Origin of the sequence: Chitinophaga sp. Hz27 (assembly GCF_042263525.1) — a bacterium.
Taxonomy (GTDB): Bacteria; Bacteroidota; Bacteroidia; order Chitinophagales; family Chitinophagaceae; genus Chitinophaga.
Genome location: NZ_JBHKFJ010000007.1, coordinates 328,494 through 353,365 on the forward strand (window position 1 = coordinate 328,494; position 24,872 = coordinate 353,365).

The following is a 24,872-nucleotide window of genomic DNA, read 5'->3' on the forward strand; positions in this document are numbered from 1 at the left end:
AACAATCATAGCCGTCCACTTTCGTGACAAATCCTGTCCGAAAGTGGACGTTTTATTTCCCCCTGTATGCCGGAAACGCCCTATTTTCAGTACTTTCATAAAATGGTACACTGTTAGTTCTTTATCTTGTCATAACACTCGTTTTATGATTAAAAACTATTTCAAAACAGCCTTTCGTAACTTATTAAAACATAAAACTTTCAGTTTACTGAATATATTCGGCTTAAGTATCGGTATCGTATGCGCCGGACTTATCCTGCTTTGGGTGGAAAATGAATTATCCTATAACGCTCACATCACACAAAAAGAAAATATACAGCAGATAGAACTCAATTGGAACGGAGATAATAACCTGCGTACCTATAGCTCCACTCCTGGCCCGCTTGGCCCTGCAGCCCTTGCCAGCATTCCTGGCATAACCGCTTATTGCCGTAGTACTGAAGGACAATCACAAGCACTATTTAATTTTCAAAACAAGCCTGTTTATGCCGCCGGTAGATATGTAGACAACTCTTTCTTCTCCATATTTCAGTGCCGCTTCCTGGAAGGCAATGCCACCACTGCTTTCAGCCAGCCAAACAGCTTAGTCATCACCGCCCGCACCGCAGAAAAATTCTTTCATACCAAACATAACATAGTAGGAAAAACCATCCTGGTGAATAACCAGATCGCCTATACGATTGCAGGTGTAGTAAACGATGTACCAGACAATGCTACCATACAATACGAATGGCTCGCGCCTATCACCAACGCATTCAATGACCAGGGCCAAACACTAAACCGCTGGACATCCTGCGGACTCGAAACTTATCTCCAAACAACACCTGGCACAGACCTCACAAACATCAATAATAAACTGTCTGACATCATGCGCAGTAAGATGCCTGGCTCCATTCACAGCACAGTACTGCTCAACATGAACGACTGGCACCTGCGCGATGTATTTAAGAATGGTAAACAATCCGGTGGCAATATCGAATTTGTACAACTCCTCAGTATCATTGCCTGCATCATACTCATCATCGCCTGTATCAACTTCATGAACATGGCCACCGCCAGAAGTGAACAGCGATCCAAGGAAGTAGGCGTACGTAAAGCATTAGGAGCAGCCAAAAGTAAACTGGTAATACAATTCCTCATAGAATCAGTGCTGCAGGCATTCCTGGCCGGCATTGTTGCCATAGGTCTTATCGCGCTGCTGCTACCAGCATTCAACGCGCTGGTAGGTAAATCCTTGACGCTCGACTTGTTCCTACCTTCCCATTCTATCGCCATCACTGGCATCATTATTTTATCAGGACTGCTGGCAGGTAGCTATCCAGCCCTTTACCTGTCTGGCTTTCAGCCTTTAACCATTCTTAAAGGTGGAAAAGTAAATACTGCTGGTGCAGCTTTTATCCGCAAAGGACTTGTGGTTACACAGTTTACCATTTCCATTTCTCTAATCATCGCCACTATCATCATCTACCAACAAATAAAACATGCCAAAACAAGAGACCTTGGCTTTAATGTAGATCAACTAATTTCCATTAATATAGAACAGGAAGATGTAAAACAGTTTGATGTAATCCGCCAGGACCTGCTCAATACGGGCATGGTGAAAAGCGCTGCCCTCTCTGACTATAACCCACTCGAAAGCGGCAACAATACTGATGCATTCTCCTGGGAAGGAAAGTCAGCCACCATCACCATGACCTCCATGCGCTTTGTCAACAAAGACTTCCTCAGCACTACGGGCATGAATATCCTGGATGGTAACAACTTTCAAAGTGAAACCGATGATAGCTCCAATGTGATCATTAATGAAACACTGGCTAAACTGATGGGTAGCGGCAGTGCCGTTGGTAAAAGTTTATACCTGAAACATAGTAATGGCCCACAAATGAATTTACGTGTAGCCGCTGTCGTTAAAGATTACATTTATGGGGATATGTATGGCAATCCTGATCCCGTAGTGTTTTTTAATATGCCATCTGCCACCAACAGCATCTACCTAAAACTGTTACCTGGTAAAGATCCTGAGGCCGCGTTATCCAAAATAGGCGCTGTTATCACACAACATAATCCGGCATATCCTTTCCGCTATAGATTTACCAATGATCAGTTCAATGCCAAGTTCAATACGGAAATGATGCTCCAGAAACTCACGCGCATCTTTGCATCTATCGCTATCCTGATCAGCTGCCTCGGCCTCTTTGGCCTCTCTGCCTATACTGCAGAACGCCGCACCAGGGAAATAGGTATACGAAAAGTTTTAGGCGCCAGCTCCTTCAGCATTACGAGTATGCTTTCGATAGATTTTCTGAAACTGATCGTACTAAGTATTTTGATTTCCTTCCCGGTATCCTGGTGGTTGATGAGTCACTGGCTGCAACGCTTCCCATACCGTATCAGCATAGGCCCAATGGTATTCCTGCTGGCAGGCATTACGGCTTTGCTCATCACCATGGTGACTATTTCTTTCCAATCAATTAAAGCATCGCTGACAAATCCTGCCAGGAGTCTGAAAGCAGAATAATAACCCTGCTGCATTTTAGAAACTAAAAAAACAAGTAACGTTTCCTTTTTATGCATTATTACTTATAAAAAAATCCAAGGAGCTACATTGTTATTCATCAGCCTGATGGGCTATAAAACGCCCTATAGTACAGTATTTGGCCCATCAGGAACCAGGGAGGAAATATTTTCTTCCCTATAAGTCAACTTTTTTCCTCTTCAAATCCTTATTTAATTACCACACTGGTTTCCGAAAACCCCTGTGTTTGTTTTCCAACTGACATGATTACCCCAAAATAGATAAGTACTGTCCGAATTGTTGATGAAAGACTGGCTATACCCGCCTGGCACTGAACCCAGAAATTTTGAAATACAAACAACTTTTATTGAGAACCCGAAGTTGAAATCGCCATTTCAGAATTTTTACTCACTCAAAAACTCAAAAAATGGAAACATCATTTATGAAAATGCTTACCTGGCCCATTAAAAATATAGCAGCTCCGGGAACAACGGTGATTCTGTCTATTTTTTTATTAGTAAGTACCAGCTGTCATAAAAACAATCACAATGAATGTCTCTCCTGCGATTGTTTGTCTAAAAACAACCAACAGGTCAATCTCGTTTCTGATACCGCTAGTTTTACAGGTGTTATCATTGATAATAACCTGGTGAATGCCTGGGGCATCGCACTGGGCCCAACTGGTGCATTCTGGATTTCTTCCAATGGAGCTGGCCTTAGTGTTATTTATAATAACAGTGGAAACACCTTATTATCGCCTGTGACAATACCAGCGCCGGGCGGTGGAGCTGGTGCGCCTACAGGTGCGGTATTTAATAATACCACCAGTTTTCTTGGCACCAAATTTCTTTTTGCTACAGAAGATGGTACGATTGTTTCATGGACTTCCGGAGCAACGGGCGTCATTCAGGCTGATAGATCAGCTACCATGGCAGTATACAAAGGGTTAGCCATTGCCAGTAACCAGGGAAATGATTATATATATGCTACCAATTTCCGTAGTGGAGCAATTGATGTTTTCGATACTAACTTCCATTTAGTGAATGGCATGTCATTTACTGACCCTCAAATACCGGCAGGCTTTGCACCCTTTAACATCAGGAACATAAATGGAGAGCTATTCGTTACCTATGCAAAACAAAAACCAGACAAACATGATGACTTAGCCGGATCTGGTAATGGCTATGTAGATGTTTTCCGGCCAGATGGTTCATTAAAGAGAAGGTTTGCTGCTCAAGGCACATTAAATTCTCCATGGGGAATTACACCAGGTTGTGCAGGTTTAGGAGGAAATGCTAATGATGACGTGATCCTAATAAGCAATTTCGGAGATGGTCGTATAAATGTATACAACGGGAACGGCAATTTCCTTGGCCAATTAAAAAATGGTAATACCCCCGTTACAATTCAGGGTATTTGGGCTATTGAAAGTAATGTATCATCTGCACCAGGTAAAATATATTTCACAGCAGGGCCTTTTGATGAATCACATGGATTATTTGGTTATTTGCAGAAAAACTGATCTCTTAATGATAAAAGAGGTTGTAGATTTTAATTCTACAACCTCTTCTGCATAAAATTAATGATGAGAGAAATACTGATTTGTTGTAATGATCTTTTACTCTCCTAGCGATACCGCCCACAAATACCAGGCAGTATGGGGCAACCACTGTTCTGCCCAGCGCCAATCAGCATCTTTGCCAGTAACCGCATATGGAATATTAAAGGAGATATCATTTTCGTCTTCAAAACCGGAAGTAATACCATTGACGATACCTCCCGGCGCATTGGTGTATTCAAATGTACCAAAGAAGCCATAGGCAGGATTATTATGCCCTGTCCCTTGTAACATACAGGCGTCATAAGGATTCAGGCCGAGTATCCAATTGAGCTGATCACCGGCAAAATTGCGCAGGCTATCAGCAAAAGGTTTATCAGCTGCAAAAAATTGAGCGCCCATGCGCGCTGCTGCAGCCAGAGAAGCCAGTCTTGCATTCTCTCCCTGCCACCACGGTGCCGCCTCGCTGGCATGCGGGAAAAAGAAGCTACTCCTTCTATTGCCAAGGGTATCCTGTACTAACTGTCTGCTATAGCCAAATGGATTATTCACTTCGTTGGTTACTGCCAACTCGAAACGCAATGAAGCAGCTACGCCATTACGTATAGCCGTTTGCGTTTTAGGTGTGGCATATGGATAGTATTTCAGCAAGGCCACCACCGGCAAACCTGCATCGCTAGGATGGAAAAAAGGTCGGTCTTTATCGTCTGCTCTCCAATAATTGCGGTATTTGCCCCAGCCAGAAAGCCGCGACAACAAGCTGTTGGCACGTTTCTCTGCTGCTATTTTAAAACGTGCATCACCCGTGGCTTCCAACAGTCCTGCCGCAGCAGATAATGCGCAATAATCATCCACGATATTTTCCTTTCCATCGTTGGTCATCGCTGCATTATGTACTTCCAGGTAATCAAAGGCACGGATAGCGGCCTTCAAATAATCTTTGTTGCTATATTCTCCACTGGTATCATACATGGAAGCTCTTGCCAGTGCAGCAATCGCAATACCTCCACCAGAGCGATAACTCGCCTGAAAACTTTGCCAGTTGGCATCATCTCTTCCGGTAGTAAAAGCCGTCTGGTCTTTGGTCTGCTTGATTTTATAATTCTTTTCTTCCGGGCGTATAACCCTGTCGACTGCACGTTTTCCCGGGCCAGGTGCATTCACGCTTCTGTAAAATGAACCTTTCTTCGCTTGCATACGTGCAAGATAGTCCGCACCATACATGGCCTCATCCAGTAAACGGCGGTTAAACTGCCTGTAATCTGTTCCTGGCTTATGTGTGAGCAAATCATAGGTATTGAGCAGGCTCCATACCGTAAGTGAAATTTGTTGTGGATTGAAGTAAGTAGAAAAAGAAAGATGAGAAAGGTGTTTACCATAATCTCCTGTAGCATCATACCATCCGCCATGCGCATCTACAGTATCTTTTGTTCCAAGCAGTCCAACATGATGATCGGCCTGATCCAGGAGCCCGGAGCTACGTTGTCCTTTGAAATAATATATCACATCGGAAATCGTCTGGCGTTCTAAAACATGCGCCCCTACAGTGAAAGCATAGGAGCTACATTGGTGATCAGGCAGTGCAACTACCAATCTGTATTTGCCTGGTGTGGAGAAAGAAGAAAAGTTGATACGCCAGAAGTAGAGGTTATGCCATTTATCGACGGTGCCTTTATCCGTCAACTGGCCGCTGGCGCTTACATGGTTGGTGGCGTCATCTATCAGAGTCCAGCCGGAAGGCTTCACTGGCTGATCCGCCACCAACATGGCTGTTTTCTGTTGGGAGGTTTCGTAGCCAACGTGATTGGTGACTACTCGTATTTCTTGCGAACTGGCTGCCAGAGGCAACAGGCAGCATACAAACAAATGTCTGAAGGATAGTGAAAAGGGCATGGGCGGGAATGTTTTCTTTAAGATAATAATTCCCGCCACAAATCCTTAACCTTTTATGTTGAACGGTTTAGACAACTTAAAATGTTCTGAATCGGGTCCAATATTAATAGTATAGTTCCCTTTATAGAGTTTCCACTGTTGTTGTTGTAAATCCCATTTCTGTAGTTCCCTTACTGGAATACTCAGCTCAGCTACTTTGCTACCAGCTTTGTCGGTATGTACGCGTGCAAAGGCTTTCAGCTCTTTTACCGGCATACGGTCTACCGCAGGGTAGCTGATATAAGCCTGTACAACTTCATCAGCCGCCATATCGCTGCTGTTACTCACGTTTACTGCTATACGAATTGTATCACCTGCTTTATAATTAGCTACAGGCTCTTGTTTCCACGCATAATCGAATTTAGCATAGCTCATACCAAAACCGAAAGGCCAGGCAGTTTGTCCCTTAAAATAACGATAGGTGCGATTCTTCATACTATAATCTGTATAATCAGGTAAATCATTTACAGATTTGTAGAATGTCAAAGGCAGTTTACCAGAAGGAGAATATTTTCCGAAGATGATATCTGCGAGTGCGTTGCCACCTTGTTCGCCAGGGTACCAGGCCATGATAACAGCATCGGCATATGGTGCGATCTCGGCCACATCTACGGCGCTACCGGAAGTGATTACAGCGATAATCGGTTTTTTATGGGCAGCACGTAATTTCTGCATGAATACTACCTGACTGCGAGGCAAGCTCAAAGTGTTTTTATCGCCACCATGAGCGGCCAGGAATGCGTCGCCGTCTTCTCCCTCCTGTAAGGCTGTCAGACCTATAACGGCAACGGTTACATCACAGTTTTCTGATGCCCATATACCTCCAAAGTGCAGCGTGTCGGTAAAGTCGCAGCCTTGATCGTATTGAACGGCCATGCCCGGACCCGCTGCTTTCGTCAGTCCTTCTACGAAAGTGACCATATCACCAGAGAGGCCATGATAGTTACCCATCAAAGCTTCCAGCGAAGCGGAATTGGAGCCGGTTACCAGCATAGAGGCCATCTTATCCTGGCGCAGTGGCAGTACGCCATCATTTTTCAGGAGCACCATGCTTTCGCGCGCTGCCTGACGAGCCAGTTCCTTATGCCAGCTGTTATTAACGCTATCAGCGCCATATCCAGCGTAGGGGCGATGTGCTGCATCATTGTACAGGCCCAGCTTCATTTGGGTACGTAAAGAATGTATCAAGGCGCTGTCGACATCTGCCATCGTCAACCATCCTTTATCCATTGCTTTCTGTACATCATCCTGCAGGATATTGGCGCAGTCGAGGTTTACACCCGCCTTGATGGCTGCTGCCGCCACTTCTACTCTTGTAGGAATAGATTTGTGGCGTGTCCAGATATCTTCTAATGCCCAGCAGTCTGTAACTACCTGCCCGGTAAAGCGCCATTCTTTACGTAGGATATCCTGCAATAAAGTATTACCTGTGCAGCATGGCTGGCTGTTGACACGGTTATAGGCGCACATGATAGACGCTACATTCCCATCCACCATTTTCTTGAAGGCATAGAGATAAGTCTCGCGCAAATCTTTCTCATCAACGATTGCATTGAATTGGTGGCGGTCTGCCTCAGGGCCGCTATGCACTGCGAAATGCTTCGCACAAGCCGCTGTTTTCAAATGCTGTGGATCATCTCCCTGCAAGCCGTTAACAAACGATCCGGCCATGGTAGCAGTAAGAAAGGGATCCTCACCATATGTTTCCTGGCCCCTACCCCAACGGGGATCACGGAAGATATTGATATTGGGCGTCCAGAAGTTCAGCCCCATGTATTGTACATGTCTGCCCTGCGCCACTGCCAGGTTATACTTAGCCCTGGCTTCTGTGGAAATAGTGTTGGACACAGCCTTCGCCAGCTGAGGATCAAATGTTGCCGATAATGCAATCGCCTGCGGATATACGGTAGATTCACCTCCACGGGCAATGCCATGCAACGCCTCATTCCACCAGTTATAGGCAGGTATTTGCAAACGCTCAATAGCAGGACTGTTATACCCCAGCAAAGAGATTTTCTCTCCTAAAGTCAGGTTTTTTAACAGGTCCTGTACTCTCGTTTCATTGGGAAGGTCTGCCCGCCTGAATACAGGCTCTTGGGCATAGACATGCGTCAAACCCAGGAAAGACAGGGTAATAGTAAAGATGCTTTTTCTCATCATTTCGTACGAAAAATCTGTTGGCTAAATAATATCTTAAAGCCAAGATATCAATAAATTCTTTTACTTACTAGCCATGGATGTAATCGGTTAATGCAGCATTAATAAACGAGACAATAGCATAAAAAAGCCAGGCCTCTACTGAGTAGAGGCCTGGCGGCAAATCAAGTATCGATCAAATATTAGAAATTGAAGTTATCCGGATCAGGACCTACGCGAGTTCCTTTATCCAGCGCGTCAATTGCCGCAATATCTTCTGCAGCAATTTCAAAACCGAAGATATTTGCATTATCTACAATTCTCTTCTGCTGAATGCTCTTCGGAATAGTTACAACTCCTTTCTGCAGATCCCATCTGAGCACCAGTTGCGCAACAGACACACCGTATTTCTGTGCCAGTTCTTTCAGCTCAGGCATATCAAAGATTTGTCCTTGCATCAATGGGCTCCAGGCCTCGTACTGGATGTTATGTTTCTTAGTAAAATCCAGCAGGGAAGGCTGTACCAGACGAGGATGGAACTCCAGCTGGTCTACCATCGGATTTACTTTTGCACCTTGCATCAGGTCTTCCAGCTGATGCTGCAGGAAGTTACTCACACCGATAGCTTTCACACGACCTTCCGCATACAATGTTTCCAATGCACGCCAGGTTTCTTTATACTTTCCTTTTACTGGCCAGTGGATCAGGTAAAGATCCAGGTAATCAGTTTTCAGTTTAGATAAAGATGTTTCAAACGCTTTTATAGTACTATCATAACCCTGGTCAGCATTCCAAACTTTTGTTGTAATGAAGATATCCTTTCTGTCTGTTGCATGATTGGCAATAGCCGTTCCTACACCATCTTCATTACCATAAATTGCAGCAGTATCAATATGACGATAACCTGCGTCCAGTGCATATTTAACTGCATCGATCACCTCTTGTCCTTCGTTTGTTCTCCATACTCCTAAACCGAAATATGGCATTTGTACACCGTTTGCAAGTTGTACAGTTCCTTTAATGTCTGTAATTTTCATAAAATTTTCTTTTGCGTCTTAAATCAGAACCTGTTTATGATTTGCTCGTGACCACAAATATAGTTCCGTATTTACAAATTCGTTATTGTAGATATAATAGCTTCTATTAGAAAAATGATAACTGGCTACAGTGGCCGTTTTTTATTCACTGAGTCCAGCGGAAGATTATAAAATTTCTTTACCAGCCTGCTATCCGGAAGAGAGTTTAATGTTGCAATCAACCATTTGTCATTCTTCTTTACCATCTTGCCCTTATAATAACCCACACTTAATAACTCAATTGCTCCGCTCTTCAGGTCTGTCCATAAATTTGCGCAATACATACTTACTTTCACCGTATCGCTAGTGGTAGGTTCAAACTGCATGTTAGACAAAAGGTGGCGCTGTTGGAAATGCGCATCTTTCACACTTTCTGCAAGATCAATAATACGCGCGGAGAAATCTGTTTTACCTCTGAGTACTATTCCATCTATTTCTCCGCTGATGCTATCATCCATATATTCCAAACATTTATCCAATTTCACGTTATCAAAATTTTCTGCAAATCCATAAATGACTTTTTCTATCTGTTGTTGATCACGGAACCGGACTTCATACCGAACGGTACTATCAGGGAGCTCTGTACTACTTTTCGTAAGTGGGTTTTGTTTGTCGGGTGGATAAGTACAGGAAATTGCGGCGAGGCAAATAAAAACAACAGTCAGGGTCTTAAAATTCAGCATGCGTAGGGGGAATTTAATGGTAGACAAATCGCACATGGACAACCTCATTACGAATATAACAAAAATGGACCAAGGCTTGTTCCCTGATCCATTTCATTTATTTCTTAAGATTTATCTGCCTTCAATATTCCTATAGCGGGCAATTCTGATGATAATCTATCAATTCTATTTCCTGACGTTGCAGCTCAATGCCTTTGTAGTAAGCTTCTATCTCATCCAGCACTGCTACTACTTCTTCTTCAGTTTTGAGGGTAACCAGGCGACTTCTGAATTGCTTTATCTCAGGCAATCCTTTCAGGTAGCCGGCATAACAACCTCTCATTTCATTGATACCTTGCACCGGACCTTTCCATTTCACTGATTCGTGCAGGTGTTTCTTACTCACTGCTATACGCTCTTCGAGGGTAGGGCCGGCCATTAGCTCGCCGGTTTTCACATAGTGCTTGATCTCACGGAAGATCCATGGATAGTGTATGGCAGCACGTCCTATCATGATACCGTCAACACCATAGCGGTTTTTATATTCCAGCGCTTTTTGCGGTGTATTGATATCGCCATTGCCTATGATGGGAATGTGGATACGGGGATTATTCTTCACTTTGCCGATGAGCGACCAGTCGGCCTCGCCTTTATACATCTGGCAGCGGGTGCGGCCATGGATCGTCAGCGCTTTAATTCCGACATCCTGCAGCCTTTCAGCAACTTCCTCAATATTTTTGCTATCATCATCCCAGCCAAGGCGTGTTTTAACTGTAACGGGTAGCTTAGTGGCCTTTACACAGGCTTCTGTAAGCTTTACCATCAGGTCCAGGTCTTTCAGTACGCCAGCGCCGGCGCCCCTCCCTGCAACCTTTTTTACCGGACAGCCAAAATTGATGTCCAGCAGGTCTGGATTGGTAACATCTACGATCTTGGAAGCCATAGCCATACTGTCTTCATCTCCTCCAAAGATCTGAATACCAATAGGTCGCTCAAATTCAAAGAATTCCAGCTTACGACGACACTTGATAGCATCACGGATCAGGCCCTCACTTGAAATAAATTCTGTATACATCAGATCGGCCCCGTTTTCCTTGCACACCACACGAAACGGCGGATCACTGACATCCTCCATAGGAGCCAGTAACAGTGGAAAATCAGGGAGCGTTATGTTATCAATTTTCACCAAAATGCTGAATTTTTGAGGGTGCAAAGTTAGGCTTTTTCTCGTCTCTACCCAAGTAGCGCCAGCAAAGACTTCCCACCTATTTTTTTCACGGATTGGATGGATCAATTAGTTTGAATAGTGGCATGAGATACATATATTAAAATGTATCAGAATTAATAACAGATTCTGCCCTGTTTTGCATAACTTCCGTACGTTTTTTGATTAATCCTGAATAATGCTTTCCAACATTTTCATATAAATACTGTTTTCTCTAAAAATATTATAACAACAACGCACAAACGACAAAACAAAATCCTTTGCTGTCTCTACTGAGTAGAGATAGGAAAAACCTTATAAGCCATGGAAAAATTTGACGCTATCATTATAGGATCAGGCCAGGCAGGAAATCCACTAGCATTGAAACTTGCCGCCAAAGGGCTGAAAACCGCCATCATTGAAAAACGTGCGCTTGGCGGCACCTGTATCAATGATGGCTGTACGCCTACAAAGGCCATGATAGCCTGTGCGAAGGTAGCCGACACCATTCGCAACAGCCAGCGCTGGGGCATCTCCATTGACGACAACTCCCTGGAAATAGATCTCCCATTTATCGTTCACAGAAAAAATGATATCGTTCAAAGCTTTCGTCATGGGATACAACGCTCACTGGAAAGTAAGTCGGATATAAAAGTTTTCTATGGCACTGCTACTTTCTCCGGATTAAAAAAAATCAGCGTAGCAAAACTGGATGGCAGCGCTGCAGAATTAGAAGGAGATAAAATCTTTATCAATACTGGCGCTACTACTATCATTCCTGACATTCCAGGAATTGACACGGTGCCTTTCCTTACCTCTACTACCATTCTTGATCAAACCACCGTACCACCAGAACTCATCGTTTTGGGAGGCAGTTATATAGGCCTTGAACTGGGCCAGCTCTACCATCGTTTAGGCAGTAACGTTACCATCATAGAACCTGGTATACACCTGATGTCCAGGGAAGATGACGATGTAGCTGCCACTGTAAAAAAGTTTCTGGAAACAGAAGGCATGGACATTCATCTTTCTTCCCATCCAGATAAAATCGGTTATGATAATGGTGTGATACAACTGGATATTGTATCAGGCACCTCCCGCAAAACAATTACGGGTAGTCACTTGCTGGTGGCCACCGGGCGTAAGCCGCAATCGGCCGCATTACAACTCAGCAAAACCAACGTCACCACGGATGATCATGGTTTCATACAAGTCAATGATTATCTGGAAACCACTTGTCCGGGTATTTATGCACTCGGCGACGTGAAACCCGGGCCTGCATTCACACACATGTCATACAATGATCACCTGATCGTTTACCATAACATTTTTGATAACAAACATGAATCTACCAGAACAAGACCGGTGCCCTACTGTATGTTCACCGACCCTCAGCTGGGGCGTATCGGACTATCAGAAAAAGAAGCCGTACAGGCAGGATATCCTATCAAAGTAGCAAAACTGGGCATGGACAAAGTATCAAGAGCCATTGAAACAGGGCAAACTACTGGTTTCATGAAAGCCATTGTACATGCGGCCACAGATAAAATTCTCGGCGCCGCCATCATCGGAGATCAGGGCGGAGAAATCATGTCCATGCTTCAACTGGCCATGGCAGGAGATATTACTGCACATCAGCTGAGTGAAATGATTTTCGCTCATCCATTATATGCTGAATCTTTAAATAACCTGTTTTTAACATTGGAAAAATAAAACCCAGTATGGGTAAATAATTCCTCATCAATCCTGATAAACGGATGATTCAATTAACGCATGTCAGCAAAACTTTTGACAACGAAAAAAACGCAGTAAACGATATTTCTTTTGATGTACAGGCAGGTGAAATTCTTGTATTACTTGGCACCAGCGGCTGTGGCAAAACCACTACGCTGCGTATGATTAACAGGTTACTGGAACCCTCTGCCGGCAGTATTCTCATCGATGGCACTGATACCTCCACTATCCCTCCTACGGAGCTACGTAAAGGCATGGGCTATGTTATGCAGAATAATGGCCTCTTTCCACATTATACCGTATTGGAAAATATTAGCACTGTTCCGCAGCTGCTGGGATGGGAAAAAGATAAAACCATTGAACGTTGTATCACCCTCATGCATAAGCTGAAATTAAATCCTGAAGCCTATGCCTCGGTATATCCGGCGCAACTCAGCGGTGGACAGCAACAACGTGTCGGCCTGGCAAGAGCGCTGGCCGCCGATCCTCCCATACTCCTGATGGACGAGCCTTTCGGCGCATTAGACCCACTCACCCGGGCGGGCGTACGAAAAGAGTTTAAAAACCTGGATGAATTAAATAAAAAAACTGTAGTACTGGTAACACATGATATTGAAGAAGCACTGGAATTAGGCCACCGCATATGCCTGATGAACGAAGGCCGTATCCAGCAAATCGGTTCCCCCATCGACCTACTGTTTCGACCAAACAATGATTTCGTGCGCAACTTCTTCGACGGACAGCGGCTACAGCTAGAGCTTTCAGCCCTCCATCTGCAAGACATCTGGCAGCAAATACCGCCGGCAGACATCCCCGACAGCTACCGGGAAATCCCTGCTACCACCAACTGTTGGGAAGCCTTCTCCTTGCTTAGTAAAGGTAATGTGGTAGCACGTTCGGGCAATATTTGCAAACCCGTTACCGCCAGCAGTATCATGGACGGTCTTCACGCATTCCAAAAACATTAATGGCCATGGACACATCACCAGGATTTTTCACTTTCATACAACAGGAGTCCGGCAAACTGCTGCAACAAACCATTACACATACTGGCCTTACTTTTATCTCTGTGCTCATAGCCATCGCCATTGGCCTGCCCGCTGGCATTATCATCACCCGGCGTAAAAAGCTGGCAGCCCCGGTACTGGGGATTGCAGGTGTATTACAAACCATCCCAAGCATTGCGCTGTTAGGCTTTATGATCCCCCTGCTGGGCATTGGCCCCAAACCAGCCATAGTAGCACTGTTCCTCTATGCATTACTGCCCATCATCCGCAATACCTACACAGGCATTCAAGGCGTAGATCCCGCGGTCACTGAAGCCGCTACAGGCATGGGTATGAGCAGCAGGCAACTGCTGATGAAGGTGCAGCTGCCACTAGCAATGCCGGTGATCCTCGCAGGTATACGCACAGCGACAGTAATCAACGTAGGTGTGGCCACGCTGGCGGCTTATATCGCCGCTGGTGGACTTGGCGAATTCATCTTCGGAGGAATCGCGCTCAACAATACCAATATGATTCTCGCAGGGGCTATCCCCGCAGCATTATTGGCTATCCTATTCGACTGGCTCATCTCATTACTACAAAAATCAAGGATTAGCGGCTCACGGTGGCGACTATACGCACTACCATTAATACTACTAGGCTTATCATCTTTCTACCTGATACCCACCACGGGAAACAACAAGCTAACAGCGGGTTTCACACCTGAATTCATGGGCCGCCGTGATGGTGATATCGGTTTAAAAGCAGTGTACGGCCTTCATATGCGCACACTTGTTATCAGTGATATGATCATGTATAATGCAGCCTATGAAAAAAAAGTAGACGTTATCAGCGGTAGCAGCACTGACGGGCGCGTTAAAGCATTTAATTTAGTGGTTCTGGAAGATGACAAACATATCTTCCCACCTTATTATGCGGCGCCAATAGTGCGTGATGCTACTTTACAGCAATATCCCGAATTAGCCCCCGTTCTTGACCAGCTGGCTGGTACAATTAATGATAGCATAATGACGGCACTCAATTATCAGGTAGACTTTCTGAAATATAGTCCGGAAAAAGTAGCAAAGGACTTCCTGGTGTCAAAAAACCTCTGGAAACCCGCGCGCAACGGAAGTAAAGGAAACATTACAATTGGCTGCAAAATCTTTGGCGATGGCTATATCCTTGCCAATATGTATAAAATGCTTATAGAAGGGAATACGGAGTTACAGGTAAGTACCAAATTAGGTCTGGGTGGCACCAAAATTTGTTTCGAAGCATTGAACAATAATCAGCTTGACTTGTATCCCGAATACAGCGGTACCGGTTTGCTGGTCATACTACAGGCGCCCCAGGCGGTTACAGATAGTATCATCGGCAGCAGCCAGCAAGTGTATGATTATGTAAGCAGCGAATTTGAGAAAAGATATCAGATCAAATGGCTCAAACCCATCGGCTTCAATAACACTTATGCGTTGATGATGCGAAAGGAACAGGCCGACAATTTAAATATTCACAGCATTTCCGATTTATCTCGTTACATGAAAAAATAAACTATCGTATGGCTTTGCTCGAAAAATACAAAACTGTAAGATCACGTTCTGAATATATCTGCGCACCGCTAAAAACGGAAGACTATGTAGTGCAACCTGTTGTAGATGTGAGTCCACCGAAATGGCACCTCGGCCATACTACCTGGTTTTTTGAAACCTTCATTTTACTTCCTAACGCACCCGGATATACGGAGTTTGATCCGCAATACAACTTCGTTTTCAATAGTTATTATGAATCGGTGGGCGCTCGTGTAATTCGTACAGACCGCGGTAATCTTAGTCGCCCGGCTGTAGAAGATGTAATGAGATATCGCCGCCATGTAGATGCCGCTATGGAAAAATTTCTGGCAGGCCCGCTGGAAGCCGATTTGAAAGCATTGATAACACTTGGACTTAATCACGAAGAACAGCACCAGGAATTATTATACACTGACATCAAATATATTCTTGGACATAATCCATTGATGCCCGCTTATGATGAAAACAAGCAGCCTATTGGCGCACAGTCAAAGCTTGCCAATTGGATAACGCTACCTGCAGGGATATACGAAATAGGATTTCAGGGAGATGGATTTTGTTTTGATAATGAGTTAGGCAGACATAAAGTTTACCTAAACGAATATGCAATCAGTTCCGCATTGGTCACCAACCAGGAATACCTGGAATTCATTAATAGTGGCGGCTATCAGGATTTTAAGTACTGGCATGCAGAAGGCTGGGATTGGGTAAAGAAAAATGAAGTGCGATGCCCGATGTATTGGTATCAGATAGATGATCAGTGGCAGTACTATACCTGGCAAGGGTTGCGGACATTAGATCTGGATGCGCCGGTATGTCATATCAGTTATTATGAAGCAGCTGCGTATGCCGCCTGGAAAGGATTGCGCCTGCCTACAGAAGCAGAATGGGAAACGGCCGCCGGCAAATTCGACTGGGGACAACGCTGGGAATGGACAGAAAGCGCTTATCTACCCTACCCTGGCTTCACCAAAGCACCAGGGGCAATAGGCGAATACAATGGAAAATTCATGGTGAGTCAGATGGTGCTGAGAGGCGCCTCTGAAGTAACACCTCCTGATCATAGTCGGATTACATATCGCAACTTCTTCCATCCGCCACTACGGTGGCAGTTTACCGGAATAAGACTTGCAAAAGGCTAATTATTTACTCATGACTCAAACATGATTTATGGCACATTCACCTGTAATTTCCACACCAGTAAACGTTTTCCGGACACGCCCCACTAGTACCTTCTACCACGACGTGGTGCAAGGGCTGCGCGCACCACAAAAATACCTGGACCCTAAATATTTCTATGACGCAGCAGGCGATGTACTTTTTCAGCAGATCATGCAATGCCCTGAGTATTATCTAACCAGCTGTGAAATGGAAATCATGACGCAGCAATCTGCCGCCATAGCAGCAGCTTTCAGCAAACATGCAACAGACTATGATATCATCGAACTGGGCGCAGGAGATGCATCGAAATCTATTCACCTGCTTCAAGCGTTGATTGATAACGGTACCGACTATACGTATTACCCGATAGATATTTCCGGTAATGTCATAGAGTTGCTGGAAAGCACTTTACCGAAACAGTTACCACAGCTCAATTTCCGCGGATTACAGGGAGAATATTTTGAGATGTTGAAATATGCATCTACGATATCTTCGAGAAGAAAGATTCTGTTGTTTATGGGTGGTAATATCGGTAATTTCTCGCCAGCAGCGGCGCGTAGCTTCTGTCAGCAGCTAAGGCAACATTTGCAGCGTGGCGACTTACTACTCACCGGTTTTGATCTGAAGAAACATCCACAGTTGATTTTACATGCTTATAATGATAGCGCAGGTATCACGAGGGAATTCAACTTCAACCTGCTGAGACGCATCAACAGAGAGCTAAACGCTGATTTTGACATCTCCCGTTTTGAGCATTTCCCTACATATGATCCGCAATCCGGTTCCTGTAAAAGTTACCTGATCAGCTTATGTGCACAACAAGTGCATATAGGCGATGACGTTATCATCAATTTCAGGGAAAATGAGCCGATCTATATGGAGATCTCACAGAAATATGATCCTACAGAAATCAATCAGCTGGCTGCTTTTGGCGGTTTTGCACCAGTGGTGGAATTCCACGATCAAAAGAATTGGTTTGCTGATTGTTTATGGCAGGCGGTGTAAGTATTTTCTCGCAAAAGTATGGATATCCAGAATTTCCTTTCTCGCAAAGCAGCATAAGCAGCCAAGGACTGCATTTTGTTGTTTAAATGATTTTTTATAAAAACAAGATATATACAACATAACATCATCCTTTGCTGCTTTGCTTCTTATGCTGCTTTGCGAGAAAAAAAAGGCCGAAGGTTCATTCCTTGAACGCTTTACGAGAAAAAAACCATTGCAAGCACATCATGTAAACTTAAACTCACTTCCATGAACGACAAAAAGCTAATTGTACAATCACTCCGCGATGGATTGCTCAAAGGCAATGCCCATGTAACTTTCGAAGAGGCTATTCGCAACCTCCCTGCTGAAAAACGCGGAGAAGTGCCGGAGAACATGCCTTATAGCATCTGGCAACTAGCAGAGCATATACGAATAACACAATGGGATATACTTGATTTCTCTCGAAACCCACATTACAAAGAGATGAAATGGCCGCATGATTACTGGCCTAAGGAGCGTGCGCCGAAAAATGAAGATGCCTGGAAAAAGTGTATGCATGAAATCAAGGAAGACCTCCACGCATTCATCGCGCTGCTCGAGGCACCCGATGCGAATCTCTTTGAGCCTTTTGCTCATGGCGATGGACAGCATCTCTTCCGGGAAGCTTTGCTGATCATTGATCATAACAGCTATCATGTGGGCGAAATCGTTGCCCTGCGCCGCTTACTGGGTGTATGGCATGGATAAGGAAGGTTTCAGTAACTTGCGTCGGATACAAACAGGCAGCAGTTGCGCATGGATTTAAATTATTGGAATACGTATATCCGTAACAGAAGATTTTATAAAGATGTCCGAGAGATGTATATCGCGGATGCAGACAGAGAAAGGATTATTACTAATATCTTTTCTATCGGCGGTAAACGCGGATGGTACTATGGCAATTGGCTATGGCAGCTACGTGGATGGATGGATATGCTGGTGGGCGGCCCTGGCCTCAAACGCGGCAGACGAGCGCCACGCATACTGGAGGCAGGTGATTATGTAGATGTATGGCGGGTATTGGAGACAGATAATCGAGCAGGACTACTGCTGTTAAAAGCAGAAATGAAAATGCCTGGTGAAGCCTGGCTGCATTTTGAGCTGAGAGATAATAAAGTAATACAAACTGCTGTATATACACCAGGATCGGTATTAGGAGATATTTACTGGGCAAGTGTCTGGCCGTTTCATGGGTTTATATTTCCTGGAATGCTGCGAGGAATTGTAAATTATAAAGCATAAAAAAAGCGTCTCTACAAATAGTAGAGACGCTTTTTTTATAAAGAGCAATTCCTTTGTTATTGGTTAGCTGGTTTTTCCAGCAGTTTGAAGAACTGGTCGAGCTGAGGCAGGATCACAATTCTTGTTCTGCGGTTAGCAGCTTTACCTTCTGGTGTGTCGTTAGAAGAAACAGGCACATATTCAGAACGGCCAGCAGCGGTCATCCTTGCAGGAGGAATACCGTATTGGTTCTGCAGGATACGAACCACGGAAGTAGCGCGTTTAACAGAGAGGTCCCAGTTGTCGAGCAGTACGTTCGGACGGTAAGGAACATTATCTGTATGACCTTCTACCATGAATTCAATATCAGGCTGGTTTAAGAGTACTTTAGCCACTTTACCCAGCACATCTTTTGCGCGATCGGTTACATCATAGCTACCGCTTTTAAACAGCAGTTTATCAGAGATATCGATGTAAACCACTCCTTTTTCTACTTTGATGTTGATATCTTTATCATCGAGGTTACCGATAGCACCTTTCAGATTCAACACCAGTTGCATATTCAGAGAGTCTTTACGAGCGATAGCGCCCTGGAGATCTTTGATATATGCATCTTTAGCACCGATATTGTCCAGTGATTTTTTGATGCTTTCTGCCTGAGAGCTGGAGATTACAGAGAGTTCTTTCAGGTGTTCCAGCATCTGGCTGTTATTTGCTTTCAGCTGATCTTGTTGATCAGTCATGTTTTGAACACGGTCCCTATAAGCAGCTGCAGCGCGTGCTGCATCTTCATCACACTTCTTCAGTTGTTCTGCCGTGCTACGATATAAACTGTCCAGACGAGCATTTCTTGCCTCAGATTCCCGCAGCTTTCTTGGAGCTGAACAGGATGCCAGTACGGTGGAAATTGCAAGCACAGGCAGGACAAAACGTTCTATTTTCATAAAATGCACTTTTAATTAATCTGATAAATTTCTTTAATAAGTTGACTATAGGTCCCCTAAGGTAAGGCAGCACATGCAAATAACAGGCCGAAGCAGGTTATCTTTAACAAAATCTTCTTAAAATGATATTAATTTTTGATTAGTAGCAAAGAAATAAATATTATTGCATTTATATATCTGTCTAAATTATTGTATTAGACCTCACTGATACGACCTCATTCTTTCTGTTCAATTCCGAGTCATTTATAAGAAGCCTGTGGTAATCAGTGGCTGTTTTATCAGTAGATATCTGTTAAATAAAAACCATTAACCATATGTCAACTTCTATAAACTATCACTATTTTCGTTGAAATGCTGTTCACAAACTATAGGGTAATAAAGAAGCGCGATACTGAAATAATTGATTATATATTTGTCGCCAGCTTGTTCACTGTATCTATTTTCCATTAATTGCTGAAATGTATGAGAAAGGTGGTTTCTTCGGGTCAACCAACAATAAAGGAAATTGCTAAAAGGCTGAATATCTCTGTATCAACTGTTTCCAGGGCATTACACGATCATCATAGTATCGGGTTGAGGACCAAGACGAGAGTACAGGAGCTGGCCGCAGAACTGGGATATGAGCGCAATCAGACGGCGATCTTCTTCCAGCAGGGCAAGACTTTTACTATTGGCATTTTATTACCTGAATTATCGGAGGCATTTTTTGCCAGTGCTATCAGTGGTATTGAAGATGCTGCTTACAGCAACAATTATACAGTATTGCTAGGCCAATCACACGATGATGAAGCCCGTGAGAAACAGATTATTCAGAGCATGAAGCATCATCGCGTGGATGGTGTGATCGTGTCTGTCGCTAAAAATACCCGTAACTACGAGCATTTTGAGATGCTTCGCCAGGCGAAGATCCCGGTGGTATTCTTTGATCGTATTCCGGCCTTACCTAATATCAATAGTGTTTCCTGCAATCTGGAATCAGGCACTGTAGAAGCAGTGGACTTTCTGTTAAAGAAAGGCCATCGTGTTATTGGGATGATCAATGGTCCTGAGCAGATGGTGGCGAATAAAGAGCGCACCAATGGCTATATCCAGGCATTAAGCAAACATCGCCTGAAGTATGACCCTGAGCTGGTAGTGAATGCCGACCTCACTGCCGCCGGCACCGCCGCTGCCATGGAGCAGCTGTTGTCGCTCAAAAGGAAAGTCACGGCAGTAGTTACCTTCAACGACTATGTAGCCATGGATGCCGTACAATATGCACTCAAACAAAACCTGGAAATAAACAAGGATATTACGTTCGTATCGTTTGCCAATACACCGGTAAGCGGATATACAGCCTTCCCTCCTGCTGCCTCCGTAGAGCAGTTTCCTTATGAGCAGGGACAAGCAGCTACTAACATGCTGCTGGATATCCTCAACGGCAAACATGCGCTCAATGATTACCAACAGATGATTATTGAATCAAAATTGGTATCTCACTAAAAAAATAAATATCTTGTGGGAATATAACTGCCGATAACCCTGCCATAGTTGGTTTTACCATGGCACAGGTTACCTGCCTTGTTCATTGTTCTAAATAAAATTGTTCACTGTTGCGTAACTTACCACGCTTCATTGTTCACTGTACACACCTAAACAGATGCGGTCTCTTTTCTGGCGGCGCTAATTGTTCACTGTATTGCGCCTTACTGTTCACTGTCTAAATAAACTGCTTTTCTTACGTCAGAAATTTTACTTTCTGTATTAATTGCTCCTCTAGTTTACGCAAATGTTTTAACAATTTCTTTACGCAAACGCTTGCGCTATCAACGCAAGCGTTTGCGTAATTCCAGCGCAAACGCTTGCGTAAACCTGTCTTGATTTGTGTATACCATACACACTATTCGCGCATCGCTCCATGAAAATTCCATCATTTTTTATTATCCTTGTCTCCACTATTCTTTTATACATTCATTTATTATGAAAAGAAAATTCCTTCGCTGGATGAAACCCTTGCTTCCAGCGGTACTTTTATCAACCATGCTACAGGCGCAAAATAAAGACGCCACCAAAGACCTTATATTTCATGATGCCCTGGAATTTCCGGTAATAGATAAATACCACGATGAAGCCAACTATAACAGATTACCCGCAAAATTCAAGGCTACCGTGCGACCAGAAGTATGGGCGCTTGGCCTTAATTCTGCCGGCATTGCCATTAGATTCCGCTCTAATGCGTCCAATATCGCCGCTAAGTGGAAAGTAAAGAATACAGCCAACCTTAATAATATGAACGCTACCGGCGTAAGAGGCTTGGACCTCTATGCACTCGTAGGTGAAAAGTGGCAATACGTCAACAGCGGCGTTCCTGAAAACACCGCCAATAGCCAGAAAATGCTGATTAGTGGCGGCAAGCCGGAATACAGAGAATACCTTCTTTTCCTTCCCCTTTATGATGGCGTAGATTCATTGTCGATAGGCATAAACAAGGACGCAGAAATTTCCAAGCCTGCCACGCAGCATCTGCTCAATAAAAAACCAATCGTATACTATGGCAGTAGCATTGCTCAAGGCGGATGTGCCTCCCGGCCAGGGCTGGCTTATACTAATATGCTTGTGCGCGAACTGCAACGCCCTGTCATCAACTTCGGATTCAGCGGAAACGGTATGTTCGAAGCCTCCGTGGGAGAAGCCATGATAGAAATAGACCCTGCGCTGTATGTCATTGATTGCAGCCCGAATACAAGTCCGGAGCTGATACATGAACGCGCTGTTAAACTGGTGCAACAAATTCGTGCGAAAAAGCCAGATGTGCCGGTATTACTGGTAGAGAACTACATTTATGAGGCGGCCTTCTTTCAGCCCACCATTATGGATATCGCTACAAAAAAACAGGTGGAGCTGAAAAAAGCCTATGATGAACTAATTGAATCCGGTGTTAAACATCTATATTATAAAACTGGTGAAAACTTCATCGGCACCGACCATGAAGGCACTGTAGACGGTATACACCCTAGCGACTTAGGCATGAAAGCCTTTGCTGAACATATTCTTCCAACATTGCAAAAACTGACCAAAGGTCAGCCATAATACACAACGCATACTCCGCCAGAACCGCATCTTTGCAGAGGCATGCCATTTTTTATCTCAAATCATACTTTTTTTATGAAAAGCGTTTATGCTTTCACGTTGCTCTTCTTCTTTGCCGCTTTTGGAGCAAAGGCTGCCAACCTTTCTGATTCTGTACGTATTCCGGGAATGCCGGGCCAGGGCAGCTGGATTAACCAACCTGCCAAAATCACTGTAAAAGGCAACAACCTGAATTTATTTGCACCTAAAGAAACCGATTTCTATCACGCCCCGAATGGTGGCTTCAAAGCTACATCTGCATCCATCCTGCTTTTCCAGCCGGATTCTAATTTCACCATCACCACACGTACCAAGGTAGCATTTGGTAAAACTTATGATGGTGGCGCTATTTTCGTGTATGCAGACACCACGCACTACATCAAATTCCTCTTTGAATTCAGTCACTATGGTAAATATTCGATCTGCTCCGGCGCTACAAACGGCGTAACCGATGATTGTAACAATGCAGTGGCGGTAAAAAATGAGGTTTATCTACGCCTCAGCAAAAACGGTCCTGTTTACGGTCTTTTCTATTCATTGGATGGTAAAGAATGGTTCTGCGCCAGGATGGTGCGCTTCAATCCTGGTGGCAACATCAGGGTGGGCTTCTCTTCACAGGCACCGCTTAGCCAAACATGTGAAACCACTTTCTCAGATATTCAATATGCGCCTGTCGGATTTAAGAACGGCAATACCGGCGATATAAAATAACGGTAACACACCTACGAAGGAGCCTTGTAATAGGCTCCTTCGCTGTTTATACGGGTTTCCGTTTTTGATATTGCTATTATACATATTGCTTCAACGTAATCGAATTAGCAATCTTCGTAGGCATTTCTATCATCATATTTTTCCAGGGGGTATATGGTAATATCTTCCACATCAGTTGTCCCATCCAGAATTTAAACCGAGTGGCAGGTACAAACCATTGTGCGCCATCTGCCATTTTCTGACAACGTTTTACCAATGGCCTCATATGCGCCTCGTAGCTGGCAAAAGCCTGTTCGTAATTACCATTGGCCTCCTTTAGCTCTCCAGCCAGAATATAAGCCCCTATTACCGCCATACTGGTGCCCATGCCCGACATTGGAGAAGCGCAATGTGCGGCATCGCCCAGTAGGACTACCCTTCCTTTTGACCAGCGATCTATCTTAACCTGGCTAATAGCATCAAAATAAAAATCGGGCGCATTATCCATCATCTCCAGTAGTACAGGTACTTTCCATTCTTCCTTGGCAAATTTCTCTTTAATAATCTGCTTCTGTTGAGCAATATCCCGATGATTATACGCTATTTGTTCTCCTGCGAAATATAAGGATGCCCTGGCTTCTGTACCTTCCCTGGCGCCAAATACGCCTACTCTTTTACCTAATGTACTGTAAAACACCCCATCCATATTTAATTTCAGAAAATCTGGCGTGGTGAAGATAGCCACATACATTCCCAGGTGCGAAACACAGCTGGCTTCATCTGCAAAGGCGATACTTCGCACTTTGGAATGCAGGCCATCAGCGCCGATCACCAAATCGAAGTCACAGGTTTTATGACGTTTAAACGTCACCGTTACACCATCTGTATGCTCTGTTAGCGCAGTAATCGTATCATCAAAAATATAGCGTACATTTTCGCGGGTGGCATTATAAAAGATGTTTGCCAGATCTCCCCGCATAATCTCTAACTCGCCACTGGTAAAGGCGTCAGGAAAATTACCTACTTTATTATTATGTTTATCAACAATATTGATTTTGGCGGTACGTGTTTCAAATTTTTTGATTTCCTCCAGGAGACCCATCTGTTGCAGCACAGAAAAAACCACGCCTCGAAAATCAACGGCATAACCACCTGGTCGGATGGCAGGCGCCTGTTCTATGATAGTAACATCAAATCCAAATTTGTGCAGCCAAAATGCAAGTGCAGGTCCGGCGATACTGGCGCCTGACACCAGAATAGTTTTTGTTGTTTTCATGCTTCAAAACTAGTCGCACGGCTACTCTTCATCAATTGACAATCGGTAGGTTTCTGAAAAACCTCGGTAAGC

Annotated in this window: 19 protein-coding genes; 12 read left to right on the top strand and 7 right to left on the bottom strand. The window is 44.1% G+C overall.

The window, feature by feature from the left end; genetic code table 11:
* Positions 1 to 145 precede the first annotated feature (145 nt).
* Together ACE38W_RS18380 and ACE38W_RS18385 are read left to right on the top strand one after the other, a co-directional pair.
* The gene (locus ACE38W_RS18380) at positions 146 to 2,518 is read left to right on the top strand and encodes an ABC transporter permease (RefSeq protein ID WP_375832965.1); all 2,373 of its coding nucleotides are present in this window, start codon (positions 146 to 148) and stop codon (positions 2,516 to 2,518) included.
* Positions 2,519 to 2,942: 424 nt separating this feature from the next.
* Positions 2,943 to 4,037, top strand: a complete 1,095-nt coding sequence (locus ACE38W_RS18385; protein WP_375832967.1) for a TIGR03118 family protein — start codon at positions 2,943 to 2,945, stop codon at positions 4,035 to 4,037.
* A gap of 96 nt (positions 4,038 to 4,133) precedes the next feature.
* Here the strand turns inward: ACE38W_RS18385 and ACE38W_RS18390 are convergent, their stop codons facing one another.
* From ACE38W_RS18390 to dusB, 5 genes are all read right to left on the bottom strand, one after another.
* Entirely contained in the window at positions 4,134 to 5,966 is a 1,833-nt protein-coding gene (locus tag ACE38W_RS18390) for a glycoside hydrolase family 9 protein (RefSeq protein WP_375832969.1), read from the bottom strand.
* A gap of 45 nt (positions 5,967 to 6,011) precedes the next feature.
* Positions 6,012 to 8,165: a glycoside hydrolase family 3 N-terminal domain-containing protein gene (locus tag ACE38W_RS18395; protein WP_375832971.1), complete on the bottom strand. Its 2,154-nt coding sequence runs from the start codon at positions 8,163 to 8,165 to the stop codon at positions 6,012 to 6,014.
* Between the two features lie 179 nt (positions 8,166 to 8,344).
* The gene (locus ACE38W_RS18400) at positions 8,345 to 9,178 is read right to left on the bottom strand and encodes an aldo/keto reductase (protein ID WP_375832973.1); all 834 of its coding nucleotides are present in this window, start codon (positions 9,176 to 9,178) and stop codon (positions 8,345 to 8,347) included.
* Positions 9,179 to 9,303: 125 nt separating this feature from the next.
* Positions 9,304 to 9,900 carry a nuclear transport factor 2 family protein gene (locus ACE38W_RS18405; protein WP_375832975.1) on the bottom strand — a complete coding sequence of 199 codons (597 nt, stop codon included), beginning with the start codon at positions 9,898 to 9,900 and terminating at the stop codon, positions 9,304 to 9,306.
* 130 nt (positions 9,901 to 10,030) lie between these two features.
* Positions 10,031 to 11,068, bottom strand: a complete 1,038-nt coding sequence (gene dusB, locus ACE38W_RS18410) for a tRNA dihydrouridine synthase DusB (RefSeq protein WP_375832977.1) — start codon at positions 11,066 to 11,068, stop codon at positions 10,031 to 10,033.
* 339 nt (positions 11,069 to 11,407) lie between these two features.
* On the opposite strand from dusB, the gene ACE38W_RS18415 reads away from it, so the two are divergent.
* The 7 genes from ACE38W_RS18415 to ACE38W_RS18445 all read left to right on the top strand — a co-directional run bounded on the left by ACE38W_RS18415 (position 11,408) and on the right by ACE38W_RS18445 (position 18,803).
* A complete protein-coding gene (locus tag ACE38W_RS18415) occupies positions 11,408 to 12,796 on the top strand; it encodes a mercuric reductase (protein WP_375832979.1) in 1,389 nt (462 codons plus the stop codon).
* A gap of 44 nt (positions 12,797 to 12,840) precedes the next feature.
* Entirely contained in the window at positions 12,841 to 13,785 is a 945-nt protein-coding gene (locus tag ACE38W_RS18420; protein ID WP_375832981.1) for an ABC transporter ATP-binding protein, read from the top strand.
* Positions 13,786 to 13,790: 5 nt separating this feature from the next.
* Positions 13,791 to 15,356 carry an ABC transporter permease/substrate-binding protein gene (locus ACE38W_RS18425; protein WP_375832983.1) on the top strand — a complete coding sequence of 522 codons (1,566 nt, stop codon included), beginning with the start codon at positions 13,791 to 13,793 and terminating at the stop codon, positions 15,354 to 15,356.
* 8 nt (positions 15,357 to 15,364) lie between these two features.
* Entirely contained in the window at positions 15,365 to 16,516 is a 1,152-nt protein-coding gene (gene egtB / locus ACE38W_RS18430; RefSeq protein WP_375832985.1) for an ergothioneine biosynthesis protein EgtB, read from the top strand.
* 28 nt (positions 16,517 to 16,544) lie between these two features.
* Positions 16,545 to 17,540: an L-histidine N(alpha)-methyltransferase gene (locus ACE38W_RS18435; RefSeq protein WP_375832987.1), complete on the top strand. Its 996-nt coding sequence runs from the start codon at positions 16,545 to 16,547 to the stop codon at positions 17,538 to 17,540.
* A gap of 249 nt (positions 17,541 to 17,789) precedes the next feature.
* Positions 17,790 to 18,269 (top strand): DinB family protein, encoded by a 480-nt coding sequence (locus ACE38W_RS18440; protein ID WP_375832989.1) that lies wholly within the window; start codon positions 17,790 to 17,792, stop codon positions 18,267 to 18,269.
* Positions 18,270 to 18,317: 48 nt separating this feature from the next.
* Entirely contained in the window at positions 18,318 to 18,803 is a 486-nt protein-coding gene (locus ACE38W_RS18445) for a DUF2867 domain-containing protein (protein ID WP_375832991.1), read from the top strand.
* Positions 18,804 to 18,859: 56 nt separating this feature from the next.
* Here the strand turns inward: ACE38W_RS18445 and ACE38W_RS18450 are convergent, their stop codons facing one another.
* Positions 18,860 to 19,726 (bottom strand): flagellar motor protein MotB, encoded by an 867-nt coding sequence (locus tag ACE38W_RS18450; protein ID WP_375832993.1) that lies wholly within the window; start codon positions 19,724 to 19,726, stop codon positions 18,860 to 18,862.
* A gap of 462 nt (positions 19,727 to 20,188) precedes the next feature.
* Here ACE38W_RS18450 and ACE38W_RS18455 point away from each other — a divergent pair, with 462 nt between their 5' ends.
* The 3 genes from ACE38W_RS18455 to ACE38W_RS18465 all read left to right on the top strand — a co-directional run bounded on the left by ACE38W_RS18455 (position 20,189) and on the right by ACE38W_RS18465 (position 23,545).
* Complete coding sequence (locus tag ACE38W_RS18455; protein WP_375832995.1) at positions 20,189 to 21,208, top strand: LacI family DNA-binding transcriptional regulator; 1,020 nt, start codon at positions 20,189 to 20,191, stop codon at positions 21,206 to 21,208.
* Positions 21,209 to 21,685: 477 nt separating this feature from the next.
* On the top strand, positions 21,686 to 22,795 hold the full coding sequence (locus ACE38W_RS18460; RefSeq protein ID WP_375832997.1) for an SGNH/GDSL hydrolase family protein: 1,110 nt from the start codon (positions 21,686 to 21,688) through the stop codon (positions 22,793 to 22,795).
* Between the two features lie 75 nt (positions 22,796 to 22,870).
* Positions 22,871 to 23,545 (top strand): DUF1349 domain-containing protein, encoded by a 675-nt coding sequence (locus tag ACE38W_RS18465; protein ID WP_375832999.1) that lies wholly within the window; start codon positions 22,871 to 22,873, stop codon positions 23,543 to 23,545.
* A gap of 76 nt (positions 23,546 to 23,621) precedes the next feature.
* Here ACE38W_RS18465 and ACE38W_RS18470 read toward each other — a convergent pair whose 3' ends face one another.
* Positions 23,622 to 24,800 carry an FAD-dependent monooxygenase gene (locus ACE38W_RS18470; RefSeq protein WP_375833001.1) on the bottom strand — a complete coding sequence of 393 codons (1,179 nt, stop codon included), beginning with the start codon at positions 24,798 to 24,800 and terminating at the stop codon, positions 23,622 to 23,624.
* Positions 24,801 to 24,872: the final 72 nt, after the last annotated feature.

Excerpts from the sequence above, each read along its gene's own strand:
- ACE38W_RS18420 (WP_375832981.1), top strand. The coding sequence starts at position 12,841 with ATGATTCAATTAACGCATGTCAGCAAAACTTTTGACAACGAAAAAAAC.
- ACE38W_RS18425 (WP_375832983.1), top strand. The coding sequence starts at position 13,791 with ATGGACACATCACCAGGATTTTTCACTTTCATACAACAGGAGTCCGGC.
- ACE38W_RS18470 (WP_375833001.1), bottom strand. The coding sequence starts at position 24,800 with ATGAAAACAACAAAAACTATTCTGGTGTCAGGCGCCAGTATCGCCGGA.
- ACE38W_RS18450 (WP_375832993.1), bottom strand. The coding sequence starts at position 19,726 with ATGAAAATAGAACGTTTTGTCCTGCCTGTGCTTGCAATTTCCACCGTA.
- ACE38W_RS18465 (WP_375832999.1), top strand. The coding sequence starts at position 22,871 with ATGAAAAGCGTTTATGCTTTCACGTTGCTCTTCTTCTTTGCCGCTTTT.
- ACE38W_RS18415 (WP_375832979.1), top strand. The coding sequence starts at position 11,408 with ATGGAAAAATTTGACGCTATCATTATAGGATCAGGCCAGGCAGGAAAT.
- ACE38W_RS18385 (WP_375832967.1), top strand. The coding sequence starts at position 2,943 with ATGGAAACATCATTTATGAAAATGCTTACCTGGCCCATTAAAAATATA.
- ACE38W_RS18435 (WP_375832987.1), top strand. The coding sequence starts at position 16,545 with ATGGCACATTCACCTGTAATTTCCACACCAGTAAACGTTTTCCGGACA.
- ACE38W_RS18445 (WP_375832991.1), top strand. The coding sequence starts at position 18,318 with ATGGATTTAAATTATTGGAATACGTATATCCGTAACAGAAGATTTTAT.
- ACE38W_RS18380 (WP_375832965.1), top strand. The coding sequence starts at position 146 with ATGATTAAAAACTATTTCAAAACAGCCTTTCGTAACTTATTAAAACAT.
- ACE38W_RS18390 (WP_375832969.1), bottom strand. The coding sequence starts at position 5,966 with ATGCCCTTTTCACTATCCTTCAGACATTTGTTTGTATGCTGCCTGTTG.
- egtB (WP_375832985.1), top strand. The coding sequence starts at position 15,365 with ATGGCTTTGCTCGAAAAATACAAAACTGTAAGATCACGTTCTGAATAT.
- ACE38W_RS18455 (WP_375832995.1), top strand. The coding sequence starts at position 20,189 with ATGAGAAAGGTGGTTTCTTCGGGTCAACCAACAATAAAGGAAATTGCT.
- ACE38W_RS18440 (WP_375832989.1), top strand. The coding sequence starts at position 17,790 with ATGAACGACAAAAAGCTAATTGTACAATCACTCCGCGATGGATTGCTC.
- ACE38W_RS18460 (WP_375832997.1), top strand. The coding sequence starts at position 21,686 with ATGAAAAGAAAATTCCTTCGCTGGATGAAACCCTTGCTTCCAGCGGTA.
- ACE38W_RS18400 (WP_375832973.1), bottom strand. The coding sequence starts at position 9,178 with ATGAAAATTACAGACATTAAAGGAACTGTACAACTTGCAAACGGTGTA.
- ACE38W_RS18405 (WP_375832975.1), bottom strand. The coding sequence starts at position 9,900 with ATGCTGAATTTTAAGACCCTGACTGTTGTTTTTATTTGCCTCGCCGCA.
- ACE38W_RS18395 (WP_375832971.1), bottom strand. The coding sequence starts at position 8,165 with ATGATGAGAAAAAGCATCTTTACTATTACCCTGTCTTTCCTGGGTTTG.